Genomic DNA, 16,035 nt, shown 5'->3' with positions numbered 1-16,035 from the left:
CCACCTCACCGACGGCCGACGGGCGCGGGGGGCCGCACGGACGTGCGTCTTCTCGGACGGGACGCGCCGCGGTCGGCCGCGGCGCCGGTGGCGCCGGCGGCCGCCCTGCGGGCCTCCGTGACGCGCCGCTGCGCACCGCCGCTGCCCGGTGCCGGGGCGCTGCGGAACCCGCGCTCGCGCTCCCCGCCCCGGCCTGACGCGGGCGGCTTGCGCGCGGCTTTGCGCTCCTGGCCGGGAGTGCCGGGGCGGCCGGTCTGCGCGGCGGCCACGTTCTGGCCGCCGGACCGGGCGCCGCGCCGCGCCGCTTGAGCCTGGGACGCCGCCCCGCGGCCCTGCAGGTCGCTCGCCCGGCTCGCCCGGCCGACCGACAGGGGCGCGGAGCTGCCGGTCTTCTCGGCGCGCCGGGCCGCGGTGACCTCACTCGACGTGCCGGGCCCGCCCTCCTTGCCCATGACGTGGTTCTGCCGCTTCGTGGAGCCCTTGGCCGCGCCGGCGGCGTCCATGTTCGCGTGCCGCTCGCTGAACTGCCGGGCGGCGGCAGCGGTCCTGAAGGGGCGGCCGAACTTCTCCTGGGCCGCCTCCTTGGCGGCTCCCACGGCCTTGCCGCCGAGCTCCTTGCCCTTACGGGCGACCGGTGCTCCCGCCTTCTTGCCCGACCACAGGGCGCCCCTGCCGGCGCCCCGCGCCGCGAGGGCCCCGGCTCCCTGGGCGAGGCGCATGGCACCGGCGTTGAACGAGGAGTTGGTGGCGCCGGTGACCCCGACGATGCTTTCCATGATCCCGCGGAACTTGAACGCGACGATCGCGGCCGTGATGCTCACACCCGCCGAGGCGAACCAGCCGTACGAACCGACCATGGACACGCTCGCCGTGTTGATGACGAGGACGCATCCCAGCACCATCGTGCTGACGAACGACTGCAGGGTGAAGCCGAGGAGGGTGTCGAACCAGCGGACGCCCCACTGGCGCGGCCTGCCGGGAATGACCCACAGGCACGCGAAGACGACGCCGGCCAGCAGCAGCATCAGCGCGCCGATCAGCGAGGCGAGCGAGGCGAAGGCCAGCGCCACCGCGAGGATGGCGAACAGGCCCGCGCAGACGGCGGCGGCCATGGTGACCATGACGCGCGCCTGGCCCACGTGGCCCTGGCGGTACTTGACCGCCTCCTCTCCCACGGTGCCGTCGCTGACGTTCGTCTTCAGCCACTCCTCGCGCTTCTTGTCGTCCGCGGGGAGGTCCAGCAGGTCCTTTCCGTGCTCCTTGCACGTGTTGAGGTTGCCGAACTCGGCCACGCACCAGGGAGTGACGACGTAGGACCGCCAGATCGCGTCGGCGGACTTGCGCAGCATGTTGTCCTGCTGGTTCCCGCCGTAGACGGGCTGGCTGCCGATGTCGATGGGTTCCTTGGTCTCGTTCCCCATGCCGGCGGACGCGGCTTCCATGGCCGTGTTGCTGCCGATGGTGCGGATCGAGTCGATGCCCTCGATCCAGACCTTCGGCGTGGTCAGCAAGGACACCGACAAGATGCCCGTCGCGAACACCCAGCCCAGCTGGCTGATCGAGGAACCGTTTCTTCGGTGGTTCGCGAACGCGATCAGCGCACCGACGATCAGCGCTGAGGGCAGCAGGGTCGACGACACCGTGCCCGCCGCACCGGAGATGGCGGTCGCGATGGAGTCCTCGAGCTTGTCGATGGACGTGAACTTGAACGTCCACTGCACGACGACGACCGCCGCCAGGGCGAACACGACGGCCAGGCCCATGAAGATGACGGAGACGAACTGGAGCGCCCAGTCACCGAACTCGTCCCAGCCCAGCTGGACGTCCAGGTCGTAGAGCATGGGGCTGCCGTACTGCTCGTACAGCGTGCCCGGACCGGAGTACGAGGTCTTCGGCGCGGGGAGGAGGGCTCCGATACCGGCCGGCTTGTACTTGGCGAACTTGTCGTCGTCCGCCGCCGCGGCGGACGCCGTCACCATCACCGTGGTGAAGGCTCCCACCACCGGGATGGCCAGGTTGCGGAACCGTGGGAACCTCAATGCGACCTCATCAGCGCGCTGGACACCGGACTCGAGTGCTTCATCTCCGAGTCGTAGATCTCCTCTTCCTGGTCCACCAGCCAGGCGCCGCGGACCTTCACCATGCGCAGCGCCGTCCTGTAGTACTTGGTGCGGCCTTCGTACAGGTACTGACGCGTCACCATCACTCCGGTGCCCGCCTGGTGGTCACCGATCGGCCCCACCTCGACGGGGTCGCCCGTGACGCTGTAGGACGACTTCTCCTCCGAAGCGCGCACGTCGGGTTTCAGCGGCGTGTAGAACTTCACGCAGCTCTCCATCGACCCGTCGCTGCCGTGCCGGCCCGCGTCCGTCATCAGCCGGCAGGCCGTTTCGGCGTCGTGCAGGCCGTCCGCCTTCTGGAAGGTGACCGCCACTTCGAGCATCTTCGCGCGGTCCTTCTTCGCCGCGTCGCGGTACTCCTGGGCCTGCCGGTCCGCGGCCGAACCCGGCTTCTCGCCGGGCTTGTCGCCCTTCTTGCCGTCCGAGGACGACGAGCACCCCGCGACCATCAGCACCGACGCTGCCGCGGCGGCCACCACCGCTATCCGCTTGTTCACGCGCCCACCTCTTCGTATGCGGCCTTGCTCATGGACACGGGACTCTCCCCCGTACCGACGCTGTTCGTCTTCGGCGTGGTGTTGAGCAGTTGCAGCAGTTCCACCGAGGGCACGTCGAACTGCACCGTCGCGCTGCTGAACCGGCGGTCGCGCATGATGCAGTGGCCGTGGCGGATCTCCTGCGTCACGTCGACGCCGATGGCCTGGATCAGCTGGCGCGTGTGGGCGCCCTTCGGCAGGTCGAGCAGGGCTGCCATCGCGTCCTGCTGTTCGCCCGTCGTCAGCTGGAAGCCGAAGACCGTCGTCATCTGCTCGACGAGACCGGTGAGGCTCGCCAGCGACTCCGGGTCCTGGGTGTCGACGACCAGGGCGGTGTGCAGGGCGCGGCCCACTCGGGCGATGTACTGGAGGAACGAGCTGCCCTCGCGCGTGGCCGTGAGGACGTGGACCTCCGGCACCGCGACGACCTTGCGCAGGCCGCGGAGGTCCTTGCGGCCCGCCATGCTGATGCCGTACGCGAGCAGCGAGTGGACGAGCGCCACGGACAGGCGCTGGTGCACGGACCAGTCGTCGCGGGAGTCGTCGGGCGACGGCAGCGTGATGCCCGGGACCTGGACGACCCAGATGCCCGGCGAGGGGGTGATCAGGGCCGCCCCGGCCGGCCGGCCCATGAACGGCGCGCCCAGGCCCGTCAGCGACAGCTCGAACAGCGCGTTGCCCGTCTCGCGCGTCAGCTCGTCGTCGGACCGGCGCAGCCGCTCGATGACCTTCCACGTCGCCGGGTCGCCCTCGGCGATGATCTCGTTGACGGCGCTCTGGATCGGCGTCTCCGCGCCCCGCATGCGCAGGTGCTGCGGGAGCGCGATGCCCAGCTGCGCCGGGACCTCGGTCTGGGCGCGCTCGGCGCTCTCGCCGCTGAGCAGGGTGAAGAGGTCGGCGACACCGGCGAACTGGGCGCCCGTCTCGATCAGGTGGGCGTTGAGCCCGTAGCGCCGGCCGGCCGAGACCAGGCCGCCCATGTCGCCCTTGAAGTCGAGGGCGAGGACGAACGAGCCGCGGAAGCCGGAGTCCAGCAGGGACAGCATCATCGCGGTCGTCTTGCCGCGGCCGCTGCGGCCGATGAAGGCCGTGGTCGTGGCGTCGCCGCGCTCGGAGCCGCCGGTGAGGTCGTTGCGGACGACGCCGGGGGTCGAACCGGTCAGATAGCCGATCACCGGGCCCGTGTCGTCACCGACGGACGCGCCGCCCCAGAACCACGAGCCGGCGAAGGCGCCGACCGTCCGGGTGTGGGCCAGGTCCGGAACACGCAGCATGTCGCCGGGCTGCGCCTCCAGCCACAGCTCGCGCTGCTCCTCGGCCGCCACGCTGACCTCGATGCCGATGCCGCCGTAGAAGCCGATGACGGCGTCGCAGCGGGCCCGCAGGTCATCCAGCGAGACGTCACTGCTGACGATCAGGCGCGGGTTGTCCTCCAGGAGCGTGACGTCCTCGCGCTTCATGTCGCGCGAGAGGGACGTCATCGTCTCCTCGGTCTCCTCGATCTCCTGGGCGGTCTCGCCGGCGGAGTGCTTGGCCGCGCTCTGCCGCTGCTCCTTCGCCAGGCGGCGGACCTCGTCGATCTGCTTGAGGGCATCGCGCTTGTGGAGGACCTTGAAGCGGACGGACGGCTCGGGGTTGACCGGCAGCGCCGTGATGTCGCCGGCGTCGTCGTCGTCCGTGAGCTCCGGTACGTAGGAGATCTCGGCGACGGACCTCAGCCATTCGCCCGGCCCCGGCGACTCCATCTCCTCCGGGAAGCCGTCCATGGTGAGGATCGCGCTCCAGCCGACCGTCTCGCCGCGCTGGTCCAGGACCCGGACGTGGTCGGGGTAGGGCAGGACGCGCCCGCGGGTGAGCTGGGCGAGCTTCGCGCCGGTGATGACGCCCTTGTCGTCGGGAGAGGGCAGCGGCGTGCCGCGCCGCTGCTCGCGCGCGATCATCCAGGCCAGCACCTCCACCGTGGCCGGCTGCGCCTTCCACGGGGTGGTCTCCAGCTGGCGGCCGAGCCGCCGGGCGAGGGCGTCGAGCCGGGCGATCTCCTTCGGGGACACCGAGGTCGAGCCGATGCCCAGGGCGTCCTGGACGCCGCGGCTCCCGCGCGCCTTGGCCTGGCCCGCGCGCTCGGAGATCCGCACGCCGAGCAGCAGGATGCGGGTGGGCAGCTCCAGTTCCTCCAGGCGCCTGACGCGCAGGTCCGCCCACGAGGCGTAGTCGCCCGCCGAGAAGAGGGTCTCCGCCTCGGTCCGGTAGTCCTCCGCGTTCAGCGGCGACCAGAGCATCTTGAGGTGGCAGTCGTAGCCGGCCAGGGTGCGGGCCAGGGCACTGCTCGCCTGGTCCTGTTCGGCGTCCCGGGCGCCCTCCGACATCAGGTCGGTGTTGGAGCTGCCGAGCAGGTACCACGCCTCGGCGTGGGTCTCCGTGATGACCAGCCCGTCCGTGAGCGCCACGTAGCGCGGCGGCGGGGCGGACCGGTCACCGTCGACGCCCAGGAACCGGGCGATGCCCTTCATGATCTTCATGGCGTACCTCACGTACCTTTCCGGCCGTTGCGGCCGCCGCCCGGTGCCTTCTGGGACGAGTGGTTGCGCGACCTCGCGCGGTAGACCTGATCCGGCCCGTACAGCCGGGGGCGGGCTTCGAGCGTCACGGGCCGGCCGGACATCCGCTGCGGTTCCTCGTCACCGAGAAACCGGTCGAACGCGCCCATGCCGGGAAGGGCCAGGGCGTCGTCGGCCTTCTCCCCGAGGCGGGCCCGCAGCGGAAGCCATTCCGACCGGTCCGCCGCCCGGCGGCCGCCGTTGATGACCGGGCGGTGGCCCACGGTCAGGTACCTGACAGTGAGCGCCCACTGCGTGAGGTTCCAGCGCCGCTCATTGCGCCGCGACCGCTGGGACCCGTAGAAGGTGATGAGGGCCGGCGGCGCGAAGTAGAGGGTGAAGAACATCTGCGAGGGCCAGCCGAAGATCAGGAAGAGACCGCCCATCCAGACCGCGTAGACGACGGCACCCGTGACGAGGACCCGCCGGGACGGGCCCTCGCCGAGGTCCATGCCGAGCAGCTCGTGCTGCCGTGTCTCCAGGTCGAAATGGCGGGTGAAGGTGTGTCCAACCCTCATGCGCCCGCCACTTTGGCCCAGATCGCGGTGAGCATGTTCTTGGCGCTGTCCGGCGAGTAGACGAAGCCGGCGACGACGACGCCCGCTATGAAGTGGGCGAGCAGCTCACCCCACTCACGCTTCGCGTAGTGGCCGATCGCCCTGACCGCGAGGACGATCAGGAAGATGTTGCCGGCGACGGCGATCACCCAGGTCTTGAGCTCGGCACCATTGGACAGCGCGAATTCCATCATTCTTCCCTTGCTTGAGATAAGAGCGGACAGGTCCGGATTACGGCACCGGTCAGGAGGACATTCCGCCGTGGATTTCCACGACCTGCCAGCGTTCTGCCTTGGCCGAGGCGACGCGGGTCAGCTTGACCCGGTACGTCTGCTCCAGTTCGGCCCCGGCCATCTGCCAGGTGACGGTGGCGACGCCGGTACGGTCGCCCCCGCTGCCTTCGTCGACCGACCAGTTGCGCAGTGAACCGAAGGTCACGCCCGGCGGCAGTGCGGCGACGGAGGCACCCGGCGCGGCGACCGACTCGGCCTCTCCCGAGGCGTACTTGGCGAAGAACTCCTCGGCCACGCCGCGGGTTTTGTCACTGAATTCGTGGTCACCGGACTTCGCGGTGAGCGCGGGTGCGGCGGGAGCGCTGTGGGGCACGCCCACCATGCCGGGCTGGCCCGTGACGACGATCCGGCCGGCGGTGTGGACGACCGGGATGTCCAGCCCGAGCCACCGGGGGCCGGTGGCGGACGGGGAATTCCGGTCCTTCTCGTCCTTGCCCGCTTCGTCCTTCTTCGCTTCGTCCTTCTTGTCCTTGGACTTGTCGTCCTTGGACTTGTCGCTCTGCTTGTCCTTGTCCGCCGGCTTGGCGCTGTCGGCGGAAGCGGGGCCCTTCACCAGGACGTCGACCCGCACCCGGGCCCGCTTGTCCTTCTCCTCGGTGACGGGACCGGGCTGGGCGACGAGGACTTCCTGGTGCCCCCGGGTGTTCCAGCCCACCGCGGCGTCCATCCCCTTGGCCATGTCGCGCGTCAGTGCCTCGGCGCGGGCCTGGGGGTTGTCCTCGTCCCAGGTCAGATAGGCGCGCGCGAAGCGGGCGGCGACGACCTGGGCCTCCTGGACGGGGTAGGCGGGCCCGCTGTTGACCTGGACCGGGTCGGCCTTCTGCGGAGCCGGCGTCCAGAACCAGGAGCGGACACCGGTGATCGCGGCGAGCGCGACGAGGCCCCAGAGGGCCCCGCGACCGGCCTTGACCAGGAACTTGGTGCCGCTCTTCTCGTCCTCGATCTGCCAGGGGACGTCGCGCTCCTGCGGGCCCCGGGCGGCGGGCGCGGCCGGCTGTGCCGGGGGCGGCTCGGGCGTCTGCGCCTGGAGCCGGGCGGCGGCGTCGGTCCACTGCTGGAGCGCCGCCGGGGGCGCGGCGGCCGCGGCCGGGCGGGCCGGGGCCGCCTGCTGGGGCGGGGATACCTCCGGAGATGACGTGGCCGTGGCCTTGTCGCTGCGCGGCTCCGGCAGATTCAGAATCCGCCGCATAACCGTCGTGAACGTGCTCAACCCCGTTGACCCTTCCCCCGTGCTAGGTCTGAGTGGCAGGACAGTACGTCGACCAAAACTGATCGTCAAATGACATCTGCCGATCAGTTTTGGTTCGATTATGAATGATCATGCTCGCCGTGACGCCCTGCGTTTTCCGACAAGGCGGGCACTTCCGGCTATCCCCTCAGCGAGAGCGGGGCAACGGTCACCCGAGTGAGGGGCCGCGACTACGGGATTGCTGCGGAAACTGCTCGATACCCGGCGTCGCGGTCTTCTGCCGGGGGAGTTCCACGGCCGGCCTTGTAGCCAACCTGTTGCGTAGATCGTTGGTTTTGGCCTGCCCGGGGCCGTCGGCTTGCAAGGTGGCCTGCTCCACCTGCCCCAGCACGGGCGCCTGCGCGTGGCCGAGGTTCTCGGCCCGCTTCTCGGCTTCCTTCTGGCGGATCAGCTCGACGTGGTCCAAGGGCACCCGGGGATTGAGCTTGTCCCGGACCAGCTGTTCGCCGATCTTCTCCTGCCCCGGCGGCACCTCGACGTTCTTGTACCGCTCGTTCTGCAGCTGGTTGGCGGCATCACGATAGGACTGCGCCAGCTCTTCGTTTCCCTCGGCGAGGTCGGCGAGCGCGTTACCGCGGGAGAGCTCGTAGAGTTCGTGATTCTCCATCTTGGCTTTGAAGCTGTCCGGAGTGTGGAACTGGAGCTCGAACTTCTCGGCCGACTCCGTGTGCTGCCAAGAGGTATTGATCCCCTTGTACACCGGATCCTGCCAGGTGTTCTTCTCCGATATGGGCTCGTACCCGGAGTGACGGAGCCGCTCGTATGTCCGCTCCACACCCTGGGAGTAGCTGTCGGGGTCGAAGGTCAGGGTGTAGCGGTTCAGGTCGTTGACCTTGCGCGCGGTCTTCTCGACCGGAACGTTCCCGACCACGGCGGCGGTCGCGGCCTTCCGGCGGAAGGAGTCGAGGCCCTTGAGCGAGTACTCAAGGCCCTCCAATCTGCCCCCGTGCGACTGCGCCGTCTCCTGCTGAACGCCCTTCATCATGGCGTCCATGTCCTGCCGGGCGGCGGCAGCCCGCTCCCACCGCTCGGTGACCACACGATTCTGTTCCGGGCTGAGCGTGTAGCCCTCGCCCTCCCAGGCCCCCGTTGTGCCGCTCACAGTTCGGTGCCTCCCGTGACCCCGAACAGCTCCTGCATCAGGGCCTCGGCCTCGTCAGCGCTCAGCTCCTTCAGGTACGGGGGGTTGGACGTCCTGAGGTCACCCGACGCGAAGACCGCGTCCGTGGGGCCCCAGGCGCCGCCGGCCCGGAACGACTCGTCCACGAGCCGCTCGGGGCTGCGCCGGCGGCGGACGACGGTGGTGGGCGGCTCGCCGTCCTTCCAGTCCTCCTCGTCCACGTAGTGCGCCCAGTAGCGGACCCATGCCTGCCGGTCCCCCTCCAGCGCGGCGGCCCGCTCCGCCGACACCGGGTACAGGGCGTCCGGGGCGGGCGGCGTCTTGACCGTGGTGTCCTTGACGTCGTGCCACTCCCAGTCCAGGAGCGACAGGTACGCCCAGTCGTCCCCCGACCGCCGCCAGAGGCTCGACGGCCGCTCCTCCGTGTACGGCGGAGCCGCCTTGACGAAGTATTCGTCCTGCTCACTCATCAGTTGCTCTCCTTCTCCGGGCCCCGCCCGTACCGTTCGCTCTGCACGGTCTTCGCCGCCTCTTCGTGCCACCGGCCGGTGGTGTCCTCGCCTTCGAGGGAGCGGCGGACGTGCCGTGAGCGGTACAGATCGTAAAGCGGGTGATTTTCCGTCTTCGCCCGGTAACTCGCGGGCGTGTGGAACTGGATCTCGAACGTGAGCGTGCCGTCGGGGCGTTGCCACGTGGCGTGGAAGCCCTTGTAGACGGGGTCCTCCCAGCTGTTGCGCTCGAAACCCGGGACAATGACGAAACCCTGCTCGTGCAGCAGCGCGTACGTCCGCCGGACGCCTTCCGTGTAGTGCTCCGGCTGGAACGTCAGCGTGTAGCGGTTGAGGTCGTTGACCTTGCGGACGAACTTCTCGGCGGGGACGCCCTCGTCCAGTTCCGCGGCGGCCTGGCGGCGGAAGGCGAGCAGGCCCTTGACGCGGTACTGCTTTCCTTCCAGCCGGGCGCCGTTGGCCGCCGCCATTTCGCGGTAGAGGCCGTCCATGACCTCGTCGAGCGTCTTCTGTGCCGCGCGGGCCTCTTCCCAGCGCGCGGTGACGAGGCGGTTCTCCTCCTCGGTCAGGGCCAGGTGGGGCTCGGCGTCGTCACGCCACGCCTTCGGTGCGGTGATGCTCACAGCTCGGTGGCTCCGGTCACTCCGCGGAGGCCGTGCAGCGCGCGCTCGGCCTCCTGGACATCGATCTCGACAAGGTGCGGGGGGTTGGAGGGCCGGGCGTCGAAGAACGCGTAGACCGACGCGGTCGGGCCCCAGGTGTTGTCCCTCTTGAACGCCTCGTCGTAGATGCGCTCCGGGCTCATGCGCCGCCGGACGACCGTGGTCGGGCCCTCGCCCGCCCGCCAGTCCTCCTCGTCGACGTACCGCGCCCAGTACCTCACCCAGCTCTGCCGGTCGGCGGCCAGCGCGGCGGCGCGCTCGGCCGGTACCGGGTGCAGGCGGTCGCGCGCCGGGACGTCCTCGGTGGCGTGCCACTGCCAGTCCAGGAGGGAGAGGAATTCCCACGCCCCTCCCGCCCCGGCCCCCACGGCGCCCGCGTGCCGCCACAGCGCGTCGGGCCGCTCCGCCGCGTCGGCCGTGAGCGCCTCCGCGAAGAAGGTGTAGCGCGCGTTCTCCTGCCTGTCGCGCTCCGCCGCCGCCTCCGCCATGCGCGCCTTGAGCGCGGCCTCGTCCGTGGGGCGGCCCGGGCGGTCGGTTGCGTGGTCGGTCTCGCACTCGCTGAACATGTAGTGCTGACGGATGCGCTCGATCGTCGGCCACAGCCACATCTGGTGCCAGTACGCGAGGTCGCTGCCGGGCCGCGCCGGGTTCGCGTCGGCCTCGGTGGCGGCGCGCCAGGCCGCGTGCAGGGCGGCGAGCTCCTCGGTCACGCCGCCGTGCAGCGGCCAGCAGGGCCAGATGCGCAGGTGGAGCTGGGGGGCGTAGTGCTTGCCGAGCCAGTCGATCCAGTCGGTGAGGCTCCGCCAGTCGTCCTCCGTCGCGCGGAGCGACCACGGCAGGTGCTCTCCGGCGGCGCCGGCCGGCCCGGCGTGGGCCGTGGCCGCCTCCACCGCGTGCAGCCGGTCGATGACCTCCGCCACGACCTCCGTGACCTCGGCCTGGCTCGCCTTGCTGTTCGACGCGAAGCTGTTGACGGCCGCCTCGAACTGAGTGCGCCATGCCCGCAGGGACGCCACCTCTTCCCGGAGGGCCTTCAGTTCGTCCCGCAGTTGTTCTTCCATGCTTCCTACCGTCTTTCTGCGCGCCGTCTCTCTACGCGCCGTCCTTCTACGCGCCCGTGGTCTCCACCGGCGGCGGCCCGATCCGCGCCGACCGCGTCGCGTGCTCGGCGGCCCTCAGCGCCTGCCCGTCGCGCCGCTGGTCCCACGGCAGCAGCTCGGCGATGACGCCCGGCGCGCCGCGGAAGAGGAGCAGGGCCTGCCCGTGCGGGAGCTGGCGGATCTCCTCGGGGCGCAGGATGCGGCGCTCGCGTTCGACTTCGTTGGTGCTGTGGCCGAAGAGGCGCTGGGAGTCGCGGGCGGTGGAGATTTCCAGGATCTCGGCCTCGCCGACGAGTTCCGAGAAGCGGCGCAGCGCCTCGACGTCCTTCAGGCCGCCCATGACGAGGGTGGCCGCGGCGTTGTCGAGGAGGGTGTCGGCCTCGTGCTGGCCCCACCGCAGGACGGCCTGGGCCAGGGATTGCAGCGCGTAGACGATGTGGATGCCGTAGCCGCGGGCGTCTGAGGCAAGCGACGGCAGCTTCGGCAGCGGCGCGACGTTCGCGACCTCGTCCAGGACCAGGCGCAGGAACGGGTCCAGGCGGCCCGACGGCAGCCTCGGGGCGCGGCGCTTGGCGGCATCGACGACCTCGCCCAGCAGCATCGTCGTCAGCGGGGAGACGTTCGTCGAGGCGTTGGAGTCGCTGATGAGGACGAGGGTGTCGCGGGAGGCGACGAACGCGTCCGGGTCGAAGGTCGGCACGCCCGGCTGCGGGGTGACGCAGCGCAGCACCTTGCGCAGGGCGAGGGGTTCGATCTGGGCGGCGAGGGTCTGGCGGGTGGAGGCGACGGTCTCGTCGGCGCCCGTCGACACGGACCGCAGCAGGACGTCCCAGCCGGGCTCGGCGTTGGGGTGGTCGGTGAGGATGGCCCGCGGTTCGCTGGCCTTCTCCAGGTTGGTGGCCCAGCGCATGACGTGCTCGATGGTCTTGCCTTCGAGGGCGGCGGCGTGGAGGAGGCGGGTCAGCGCGGAGGAGGCGGTCTGCTGGAAGAAGCTGCCGTTGCTGGAGGAGCTGTCGTCCGCGCCCATGCCGACGGAGAACGACAGGGCCCGCGAGGTCGCGGTCTCGCCTGCCTGGCAGCCGGCCACCGGGTCCCACACCATGCGGTGGGGCCAGCCGACGGTGTCGAGCGGGTCGAAGACCCAGACCCGGCCCATGCGGGAGCGCGGTTCCGCGATGACGTCGAGGACGTCGGCGCGGGTGGAGGTGACGACGAGGGGCCCGGGCGCGTCCAGGCAGGCGGGGATGACGACGTTGCGGGACTTGCCGCCGCCGGAGGGGGCGATGACCGCGACGGAGTCCTCGGGCGTGGCGACCAGCGGCTGGCCGCTGCCGAGCTGGGTGCCGAGCAGCCAGCCGACCTCGCGGAGTTCGGCGCGGGCGGCGGCCTTGGCGTCGTAACGGCCGTCCTTGCCGGTGAAGGAGGTCGCGCGCGTCATCTTGGCGGCCGCGCGGGCGCGCTTCTCGCCGAGCATGTGGCGGGCCTCGCTCGCGGAGGCCAGGCCCTCGCCGCCCGCGCCGCGGGTGCGGCGGCGGCGGGCCCGTACGGCCAGGGCGATGACGGCGAGCGGACCGAGGAGCACGGCCAGCCAGACGGTGACGGTGACGGCGGCTGACGCCGGCTCGATGCCCTCGCCTAGGCCGGCGAGGGGCTTGTGCGCGGCGAGCGCGCCGGCCGTGGCCAGGACGTCCGAGAGGGCCATGTGGTCGGCGGTGGCCCAGACGGCCAGGTGCCAGCTGGCGGCCACGGCGATGAGCACGGCCGAGCCCTTGACGAGGGCGATGTCCCCCTTAGGCCCGCCGCTCTCGTGCTTGCGTCCCACTTCGCGCACGCCTGCCACTCTGTGGACCCCCGTCCCTTGCTTGATGTGATCTCTTCAGATCGCTGCGACGTTAACACCTCTGTGCGACAGCGAATGCGTTCGAGAGGCGAGGTGGGGGACTACGCAGCCAAGGTGTTACGAAGCGACCGGTACGGGCGGCGGCGGGGGTGGTCAGGGGGCCGGGCGGTGGGGTCGGGCGGTGGGGTCAGACGGTGGCTCGGGCCCGGCGCCAGACCGGGCTGTCGACGTAGTGGTTGTCGAAGCGCTCTGAGGACTCCTTGATCTCCTCGACGCTCGCCTCGCCCTTGTTCACCCGCTCCAGCAGGCGGTAGTAGTCGAAGCGGCCCATGCCGGGCGTGAAGACGACGAGGGCGTCGGCGGAGTGGCCGGCGGCGGGGGCGAAGGCGTGGGGCATGCGCGGGGGCACGGCGAGGAAGTCGTTCTTCTCCAGGGTGAGCACCGTGTCGTCAACAAGGACTTCGAGTCTGCCGTCGAGGACGAAGAAGAACTCGGTGGCCCGCGTGTGGAAGTGCGCCGGGGCCCCGGCCGCGCCCTCGGACAGCGTGGCGCGGTTGGTGGTGAGGGCGCCGCCGGTGTGGTCGGAGTCCGCGAGCAGGGTGATCAGGCTGCCGGGTCCGTCGCTGAGGGCGGTCGCGTCGGCGGCGCGGACGAGGACGGCGTCGTGGCCGTGCGGGGTGTTGCTCATGTGGTGCTCCCTTGAGTCCGTGCGTGCCACGGGCCGCGTGCCCGGTGCTGCGTTCCTGGCGCCGCGTTCCGTTGTGATCAATCTACGGGGGCGAGTGGTCGGCACTCTGGTGCATTTACCGCTGCTGATCTTGGGCCACTTGGCCTGGCCGGACCCGCACCGGCGGGCGGGGAGGGAAGGAGACGTCACTCTCGCTGGTGGCCCGGGAGGTGGGCCGGCAGCTGTATCACCCGGCCGGCGAGGCGGCCCGGGCGCGCAACGCGATGCTCTCCCCGCTCACCGCGGACGACCTCTACGACAAGGTGGCGCGGCTGCACGCGGGGGCCCGCTGACGGGCGTGACCGCACGAAGCCGCCCCCGGGGGTCTCCCGGGGGCGGCCGGTGTGCGTGCGGCGTGGATCAGTGCTTGTCGTGCCCGCCGTGCCCGCCGTGGTCCTTGTAACCGTGGTTACCGCCGTGACCGTCGTGGCCTCTGTGGCCATGGCCTCCGTGGTGCGCGCGGTTCGCGGAGCCGTTGCCCGAGAGGATCGGGATCTGGTCCAGGATGTGCGACAGCGGGTCGTCGCCATCGTGGATCGTGGAGTTCTCGGTGCACTGCTGCTGCTGCTGCGAGGACAGGATCGGGATGTCCTGCAGGCCGATGTTGAGCAGGCCGACGATCGACTGGGCGCCCAGCTTGCCGATACCGATGCACGGCTTGTTGAGCGAGCCGTTGATGAGGCCCATCTGCGGGCTCATGTAGCCGCCCGTGTAAGTGTTGCCGTATTCCTGATGCGAGCCGTTCGCGTTGGCGACGTCGCTACCGTTGCCGACCGCCATGGCCGGCGTGGCCGAGACGCCGGCCGCGGAAGCCACGAGCGCCGTGGTGGCCACTACTCTCTTGATCACGCTATTCCTTCGCTCTGGTCGACGAATTACGGGAGCACCCTGAATAACTCACACCGGGTGCGAAGGTTATTAACCTTCACCCCTTCGGCCCACCGTCGCAGCCCGATCAGAAATGAGCGTGGAAGGGCGCCGGAATCGAAAAGCCCCTCCGCCGCAGGGCCCGCACACCCGCGGCGGAGGGACTTTCCGGGTACCTGCGGTCAGCCGTTCGCGGAGCCGTTGGCCGACAGGATCGGGAGCTCCGAGAGGATGTGCGACAGCGGGTCGTCACCGTCGGAGATCGTGGAGTTGTCGGTGCACTGCTGCTGCTGCTGCGAGGTGAGGATCGGGATGTCCTGGACGCCGATGTTGATCAGGGCCACGATGGACTGGATACCGAGCTTGCCGATGGCCACACAAGGCTTGTTGAGCGAGCCCTGGATCAGGCTCATCTGCGGGCTTTCCTTGCCGCCGGTCTTGGTGTTGCCGTAACCGACCTTGGCGGCGTTGCCATTGGCGACGTCGTCATCGTTGCCGATGGCCATCGCGGGGCCGGCGAGGGTGCCGACCGTGGAAACCGTCAGGGCGGCCGTGGCGATTACCTTCTTGAGCACGTCTATGCCTTTCGATCGTGTAGCGCCCCCACTGGGAAAGCGTTCTGCCTAACTCCGGCTTTTTGGAGAGGTTCCGGGCTTTCACTCATTTGCGCCAGTACCCTCGCCACGGGTACGACTGGCACTTTTATGACCGGCGCTCCCGCATTCCCGCGGAAAAGTTTTCCGGCCGCCGTGGTGCGGGCCGGCCCGTCCGCCGGTCCCCGCTCCCGCACGCCGTGCCACGCGACCGCACACCCGGCGGGGCCGCCCGGGCCGCCCGGCGACCGGCCGCCCGCGGGCCCCGCGCCCTGCGCAAATCGGCCCGTCGGCGCAGGTGAACCGCTACGTGCCGGCGACGGTGACCACGACAATGTACGTATTGCGTGCCGGTGGTGTCGCGGTCCCCGGCGCGGCCTCCTGCGCGGTCGTTTCCTGCGGCATGATCTCCACTCCCCCCTAACGTGTGCGGCAGCGCCCCATGACCACTGACGTGCCGACCGGTCAGTGGTCAACCCGGGTGCCGTGCCGCGCACTTGGCCGGGCAGCACGCCGGTCCGGCAGGGGGCGGCAGGATCACGACAACGGCAGGGAGAGATGCATGGGCAGCACCCCTCAGGCGCGCAGGAGCGACACCCGGGAGCGCATCCGGAAAACAGCCCTGGACCTCTTCGTCTCTCGGGGTTACGAGAAGACGTCGCTACGGGAGATCGCCGAGGCCCTCGGCGTCACCAAGGCGGCGCTGTACTACCACTTCAAGACGAAGGAAGACATCCTCAGCGCCATCTCCGAGGACCTCGGCCGCCCGGTCGACGACCTCATCGCCTGGGCCAGGGAGCAGCCGCAGACCCCGGCCACCAAGCGCGAGCTGCTCAGCCGCTACAGCGCGGCATTGCAATCGGCGATCCCCATCTACCGCATCCTCCAGGAGAACCAGGCGTCCCTGCGCGGCCTGGCCGTCGGCGGGGTGCTGCGCGAGCGGATGGAGGCCATCGGCCGGCTGATGCACTCCGGCGGGCTCGGCTTCGACACCCAGATCCACGTCGCCAGCGCCCTGCTGACCGTCCACTTCGGGGCGTTCACGCTCGGCGAGCTGAGCGGCACCGACGAGCAGAAGCGCCAGGCGCTCCTCGACGTCGCCCTGACGACCCTCGACCGGGCGGTCGCCGAGACCGCCTGACCCCCGTCCCTCCTCCTCGCACACCCGCTCCAGGCCGCCGCTAGGCGAACCCGGCCGGGGGGGGGGGCCCCCCCCGCCCCCGCCCCCCCCCCCCCCCCCCCCCCGGGCCGCCGGCCCCGCGGGC

15 protein-coding genes and 1 pseudogene are annotated in these 16,035 nt (G+C 70.7%); 2 read left to right on the top strand and 14 right to left on the bottom strand.

Translation table 11 applies throughout. From position 1 onward, the window contains the following. Positions 1-5: 5 nt before the first annotated feature. From ABZ951_RS20770 to ABZ951_RS20715, 12 genes are all read right to left on the bottom strand, one after another. The gene (locus ABZ951_RS20770) at positions 6-2,039 is read right to left on the bottom strand and encodes a hypothetical protein (protein WP_361280422.1); all 2,034 of its coding nucleotides are present in this window, start codon (positions 2,037-2,039) and stop codon (positions 6-8) included. Next, the gene (locus ABZ951_RS20765) at positions 2,036-2,617 is read right to left on the bottom strand and encodes a hypothetical protein (protein WP_344091356.1); all 582 of its coding nucleotides are present in this window, start codon (positions 2,615-2,617) and stop codon (positions 2,036-2,038) included. Before ABZ951_RS20765 ends, ABZ951_RS20770 begins: the two co-directional genes overlap by 4 nt. After that, on the bottom strand, positions 2,614-5,175 hold the full coding sequence (locus ABZ951_RS20760) for an ATP-binding protein (RefSeq protein WP_344091354.1): 2,562 nt from the start codon (positions 5,173-5,175) through the stop codon (positions 2,614-2,616). The genes ABZ951_RS20765 and ABZ951_RS20760 overlap by 4 nt, the downstream gene beginning before the upstream one ends. A gap of 8 nt (positions 5,176-5,183) precedes the next feature. Further along, positions 5,184-5,771: a hypothetical protein gene (locus ABZ951_RS20755; protein ID WP_344091352.1), complete on the bottom strand. Its 588-nt coding sequence runs from the start codon at positions 5,769-5,771 to the stop codon at positions 5,184-5,186. Then, entirely contained in the window at positions 5,768-6,001 is a 234-nt protein-coding gene (locus tag ABZ951_RS20750; RefSeq protein ID WP_344091350.1) for a TcpD family membrane protein, read from the bottom strand. Before ABZ951_RS20750 ends, ABZ951_RS20755 begins: the two co-directional genes overlap by 4 nt. 52 nt (positions 6,002-6,053) lie before the next feature. Next, positions 6,054-7,292 carry a conjugal transfer protein gene (locus ABZ951_RS20745; RefSeq protein ID WP_344091348.1) on the bottom strand — a complete coding sequence of 413 codons (1,239 nt, stop codon included), beginning with the start codon at positions 7,290-7,292 and terminating at the stop codon, positions 6,054-6,056. 208 nt (positions 7,293-7,500) lie between these two features. Next, positions 7,501-8,454 carry a hypothetical protein gene (locus tag ABZ951_RS20740; RefSeq protein ID WP_344091346.1) on the bottom strand — a complete coding sequence of 318 codons (954 nt, stop codon included), beginning with the start codon at positions 8,452-8,454 and terminating at the stop codon, positions 7,501-7,503. Beyond that, a complete protein-coding gene (locus tag ABZ951_RS20735) occupies positions 8,451-8,942 on the bottom strand; it encodes a hypothetical protein (protein WP_344091344.1) in 492 nt (163 codons plus the stop codon). The genes ABZ951_RS20740 and ABZ951_RS20735 overlap by 4 nt, the downstream gene beginning before the upstream one ends. After that, a complete protein-coding gene (locus ABZ951_RS20730) occupies positions 8,942-9,604 on the bottom strand; it encodes a hypothetical protein (protein WP_344091342.1) in 663 nt (220 codons plus the stop codon). Before ABZ951_RS20730 ends, ABZ951_RS20735 begins: the two co-directional genes overlap by 1 nt. Further along, positions 9,601-10,704 carry a hypothetical protein gene (locus ABZ951_RS20725; RefSeq protein ID WP_344091340.1) on the bottom strand — a complete coding sequence of 368 codons (1,104 nt, stop codon included), beginning with the start codon at positions 10,702-10,704 and terminating at the stop codon, positions 9,601-9,603. Before ABZ951_RS20725 ends, ABZ951_RS20730 begins: the two co-directional genes overlap by 4 nt. A 46-nt stretch (positions 10,705-10,750) precedes the next feature. Next, complete coding sequence (locus ABZ951_RS20720; RefSeq protein WP_344091338.1) at positions 10,751-12,574, bottom strand: type IV secretory system conjugative DNA transfer family protein; 1,824 nt, start codon at positions 12,572-12,574, stop codon at positions 10,751-10,753. A 196-nt stretch (positions 12,575-12,770) separates the two neighbouring features. Further along, entirely contained in the window at positions 12,771-13,271 is a 501-nt protein-coding gene (locus ABZ951_RS20715; protein ID WP_344091336.1) for a cupin domain-containing protein, read from the bottom strand. 194 nt (positions 13,272-13,465) lie between these two features. On the opposite strand from ABZ951_RS20715, the pseudogene ABZ951_RS20710 reads away from it, so the two are divergent. Continuing rightward, positions 13,466-13,603: pseudogene (locus ABZ951_RS20710) on the top strand (3-hydroxybenzoate 6-monooxygenase); the annotation flags it as partial. A 67-nt stretch (positions 13,604-13,670) separates the two neighbouring features. Here ABZ951_RS20710 and ABZ951_RS20705 read toward each other — a convergent pair. Next, entirely contained in the window at positions 13,671-14,159 is a 489-nt protein-coding gene (locus ABZ951_RS20705; RefSeq protein WP_344091334.1) for a rodlin, read from the bottom strand. 200 nt (positions 14,160-14,359) lie between these two features. Next, complete coding sequence (locus ABZ951_RS20700; RefSeq protein ID WP_344091332.1) at positions 14,360-14,752, bottom strand: rodlin; 393 nt, start codon at positions 14,750-14,752, stop codon at positions 14,360-14,362. 580 nt (positions 14,753-15,332) lie between these two features. Between ABZ951_RS20700 and ABZ951_RS20695 the strand changes: the two genes are divergently transcribed. After that, positions 15,333-15,911, top strand: a complete 579-nt coding sequence (locus ABZ951_RS20695; RefSeq protein ID WP_344091330.1) for a TetR/AcrR family transcriptional regulator — start codon at positions 15,333-15,335, stop codon at positions 15,909-15,911. The last annotated feature ends 124 nt before the right edge of the window (positions 15,912-16,035 follow it).

This window comes from Streptomyces sp. NPDC046215, from assembly GCF_040646215.1.
In the GTDB taxonomy this organism is placed as follows: Bacteria; Actinomycetota; Actinomycetes; order Streptomycetales; family Streptomycetaceae; genus Streptomyces; species Streptomyces stramineus.
The sequence above is the reverse complement of the archived record's forward strand: the minus strand, read 5'-3'. Positions and strand labels throughout refer to the sequence as shown.

What these genes read in the sequence shown, in the direction of transcription:
- ABZ951_RS20755 (WP_344091352.1), bottom strand. Translation starts at nt 5,771, where the DNA reads ATGAGGGTTGGACACACCTTCACCCGCCATTTCGACCTGGAGACACGG.
- ABZ951_RS20695 (WP_344091330.1), top strand. Translation starts at nt 15,333, where the DNA reads ATGGGCAGCACCCCTCAGGCGCGCAGGAGCGACACCCGGGAGCGCATC.
- ABZ951_RS20715 (WP_344091336.1), bottom strand. Translation starts at nt 13,271, where the DNA reads ATGAGCAACACCCCGCACGGCCACGACGCCGTCCTCGTCCGCGCCGCC.
- ABZ951_RS20760 (WP_344091354.1), bottom strand. Translation starts at nt 5,175, where the DNA reads ATGAAGATCATGAAGGGCATCGCCCGGTTCCTGGGCGTCGACGGTGAC.
- ABZ951_RS20725 (WP_344091340.1), bottom strand. Translation starts at nt 10,704, where the DNA reads ATGGAAGAACAACTGCGGGACGAACTGAAGGCCCTCCGGGAAGAGGTG.
- ABZ951_RS20750 (WP_344091350.1), bottom strand. Translation starts at nt 6,001, where the DNA reads ATGGAATTCGCGCTGTCCAATGGTGCCGAGCTCAAGACCTGGGTGATC.
- ABZ951_RS20735 (WP_344091344.1), bottom strand. Translation starts at nt 8,942, where the DNA reads ATGAGTGAGCAGGACGAATACTTCGTCAAGGCGGCTCCGCCGTACACG.
- ABZ951_RS20745 (WP_344091348.1), bottom strand. Translation starts at nt 7,292, where the DNA reads ATGCGGCGGATTCTGAATCTGCCGGAGCCGCGCAGCGACAAGGCCACG.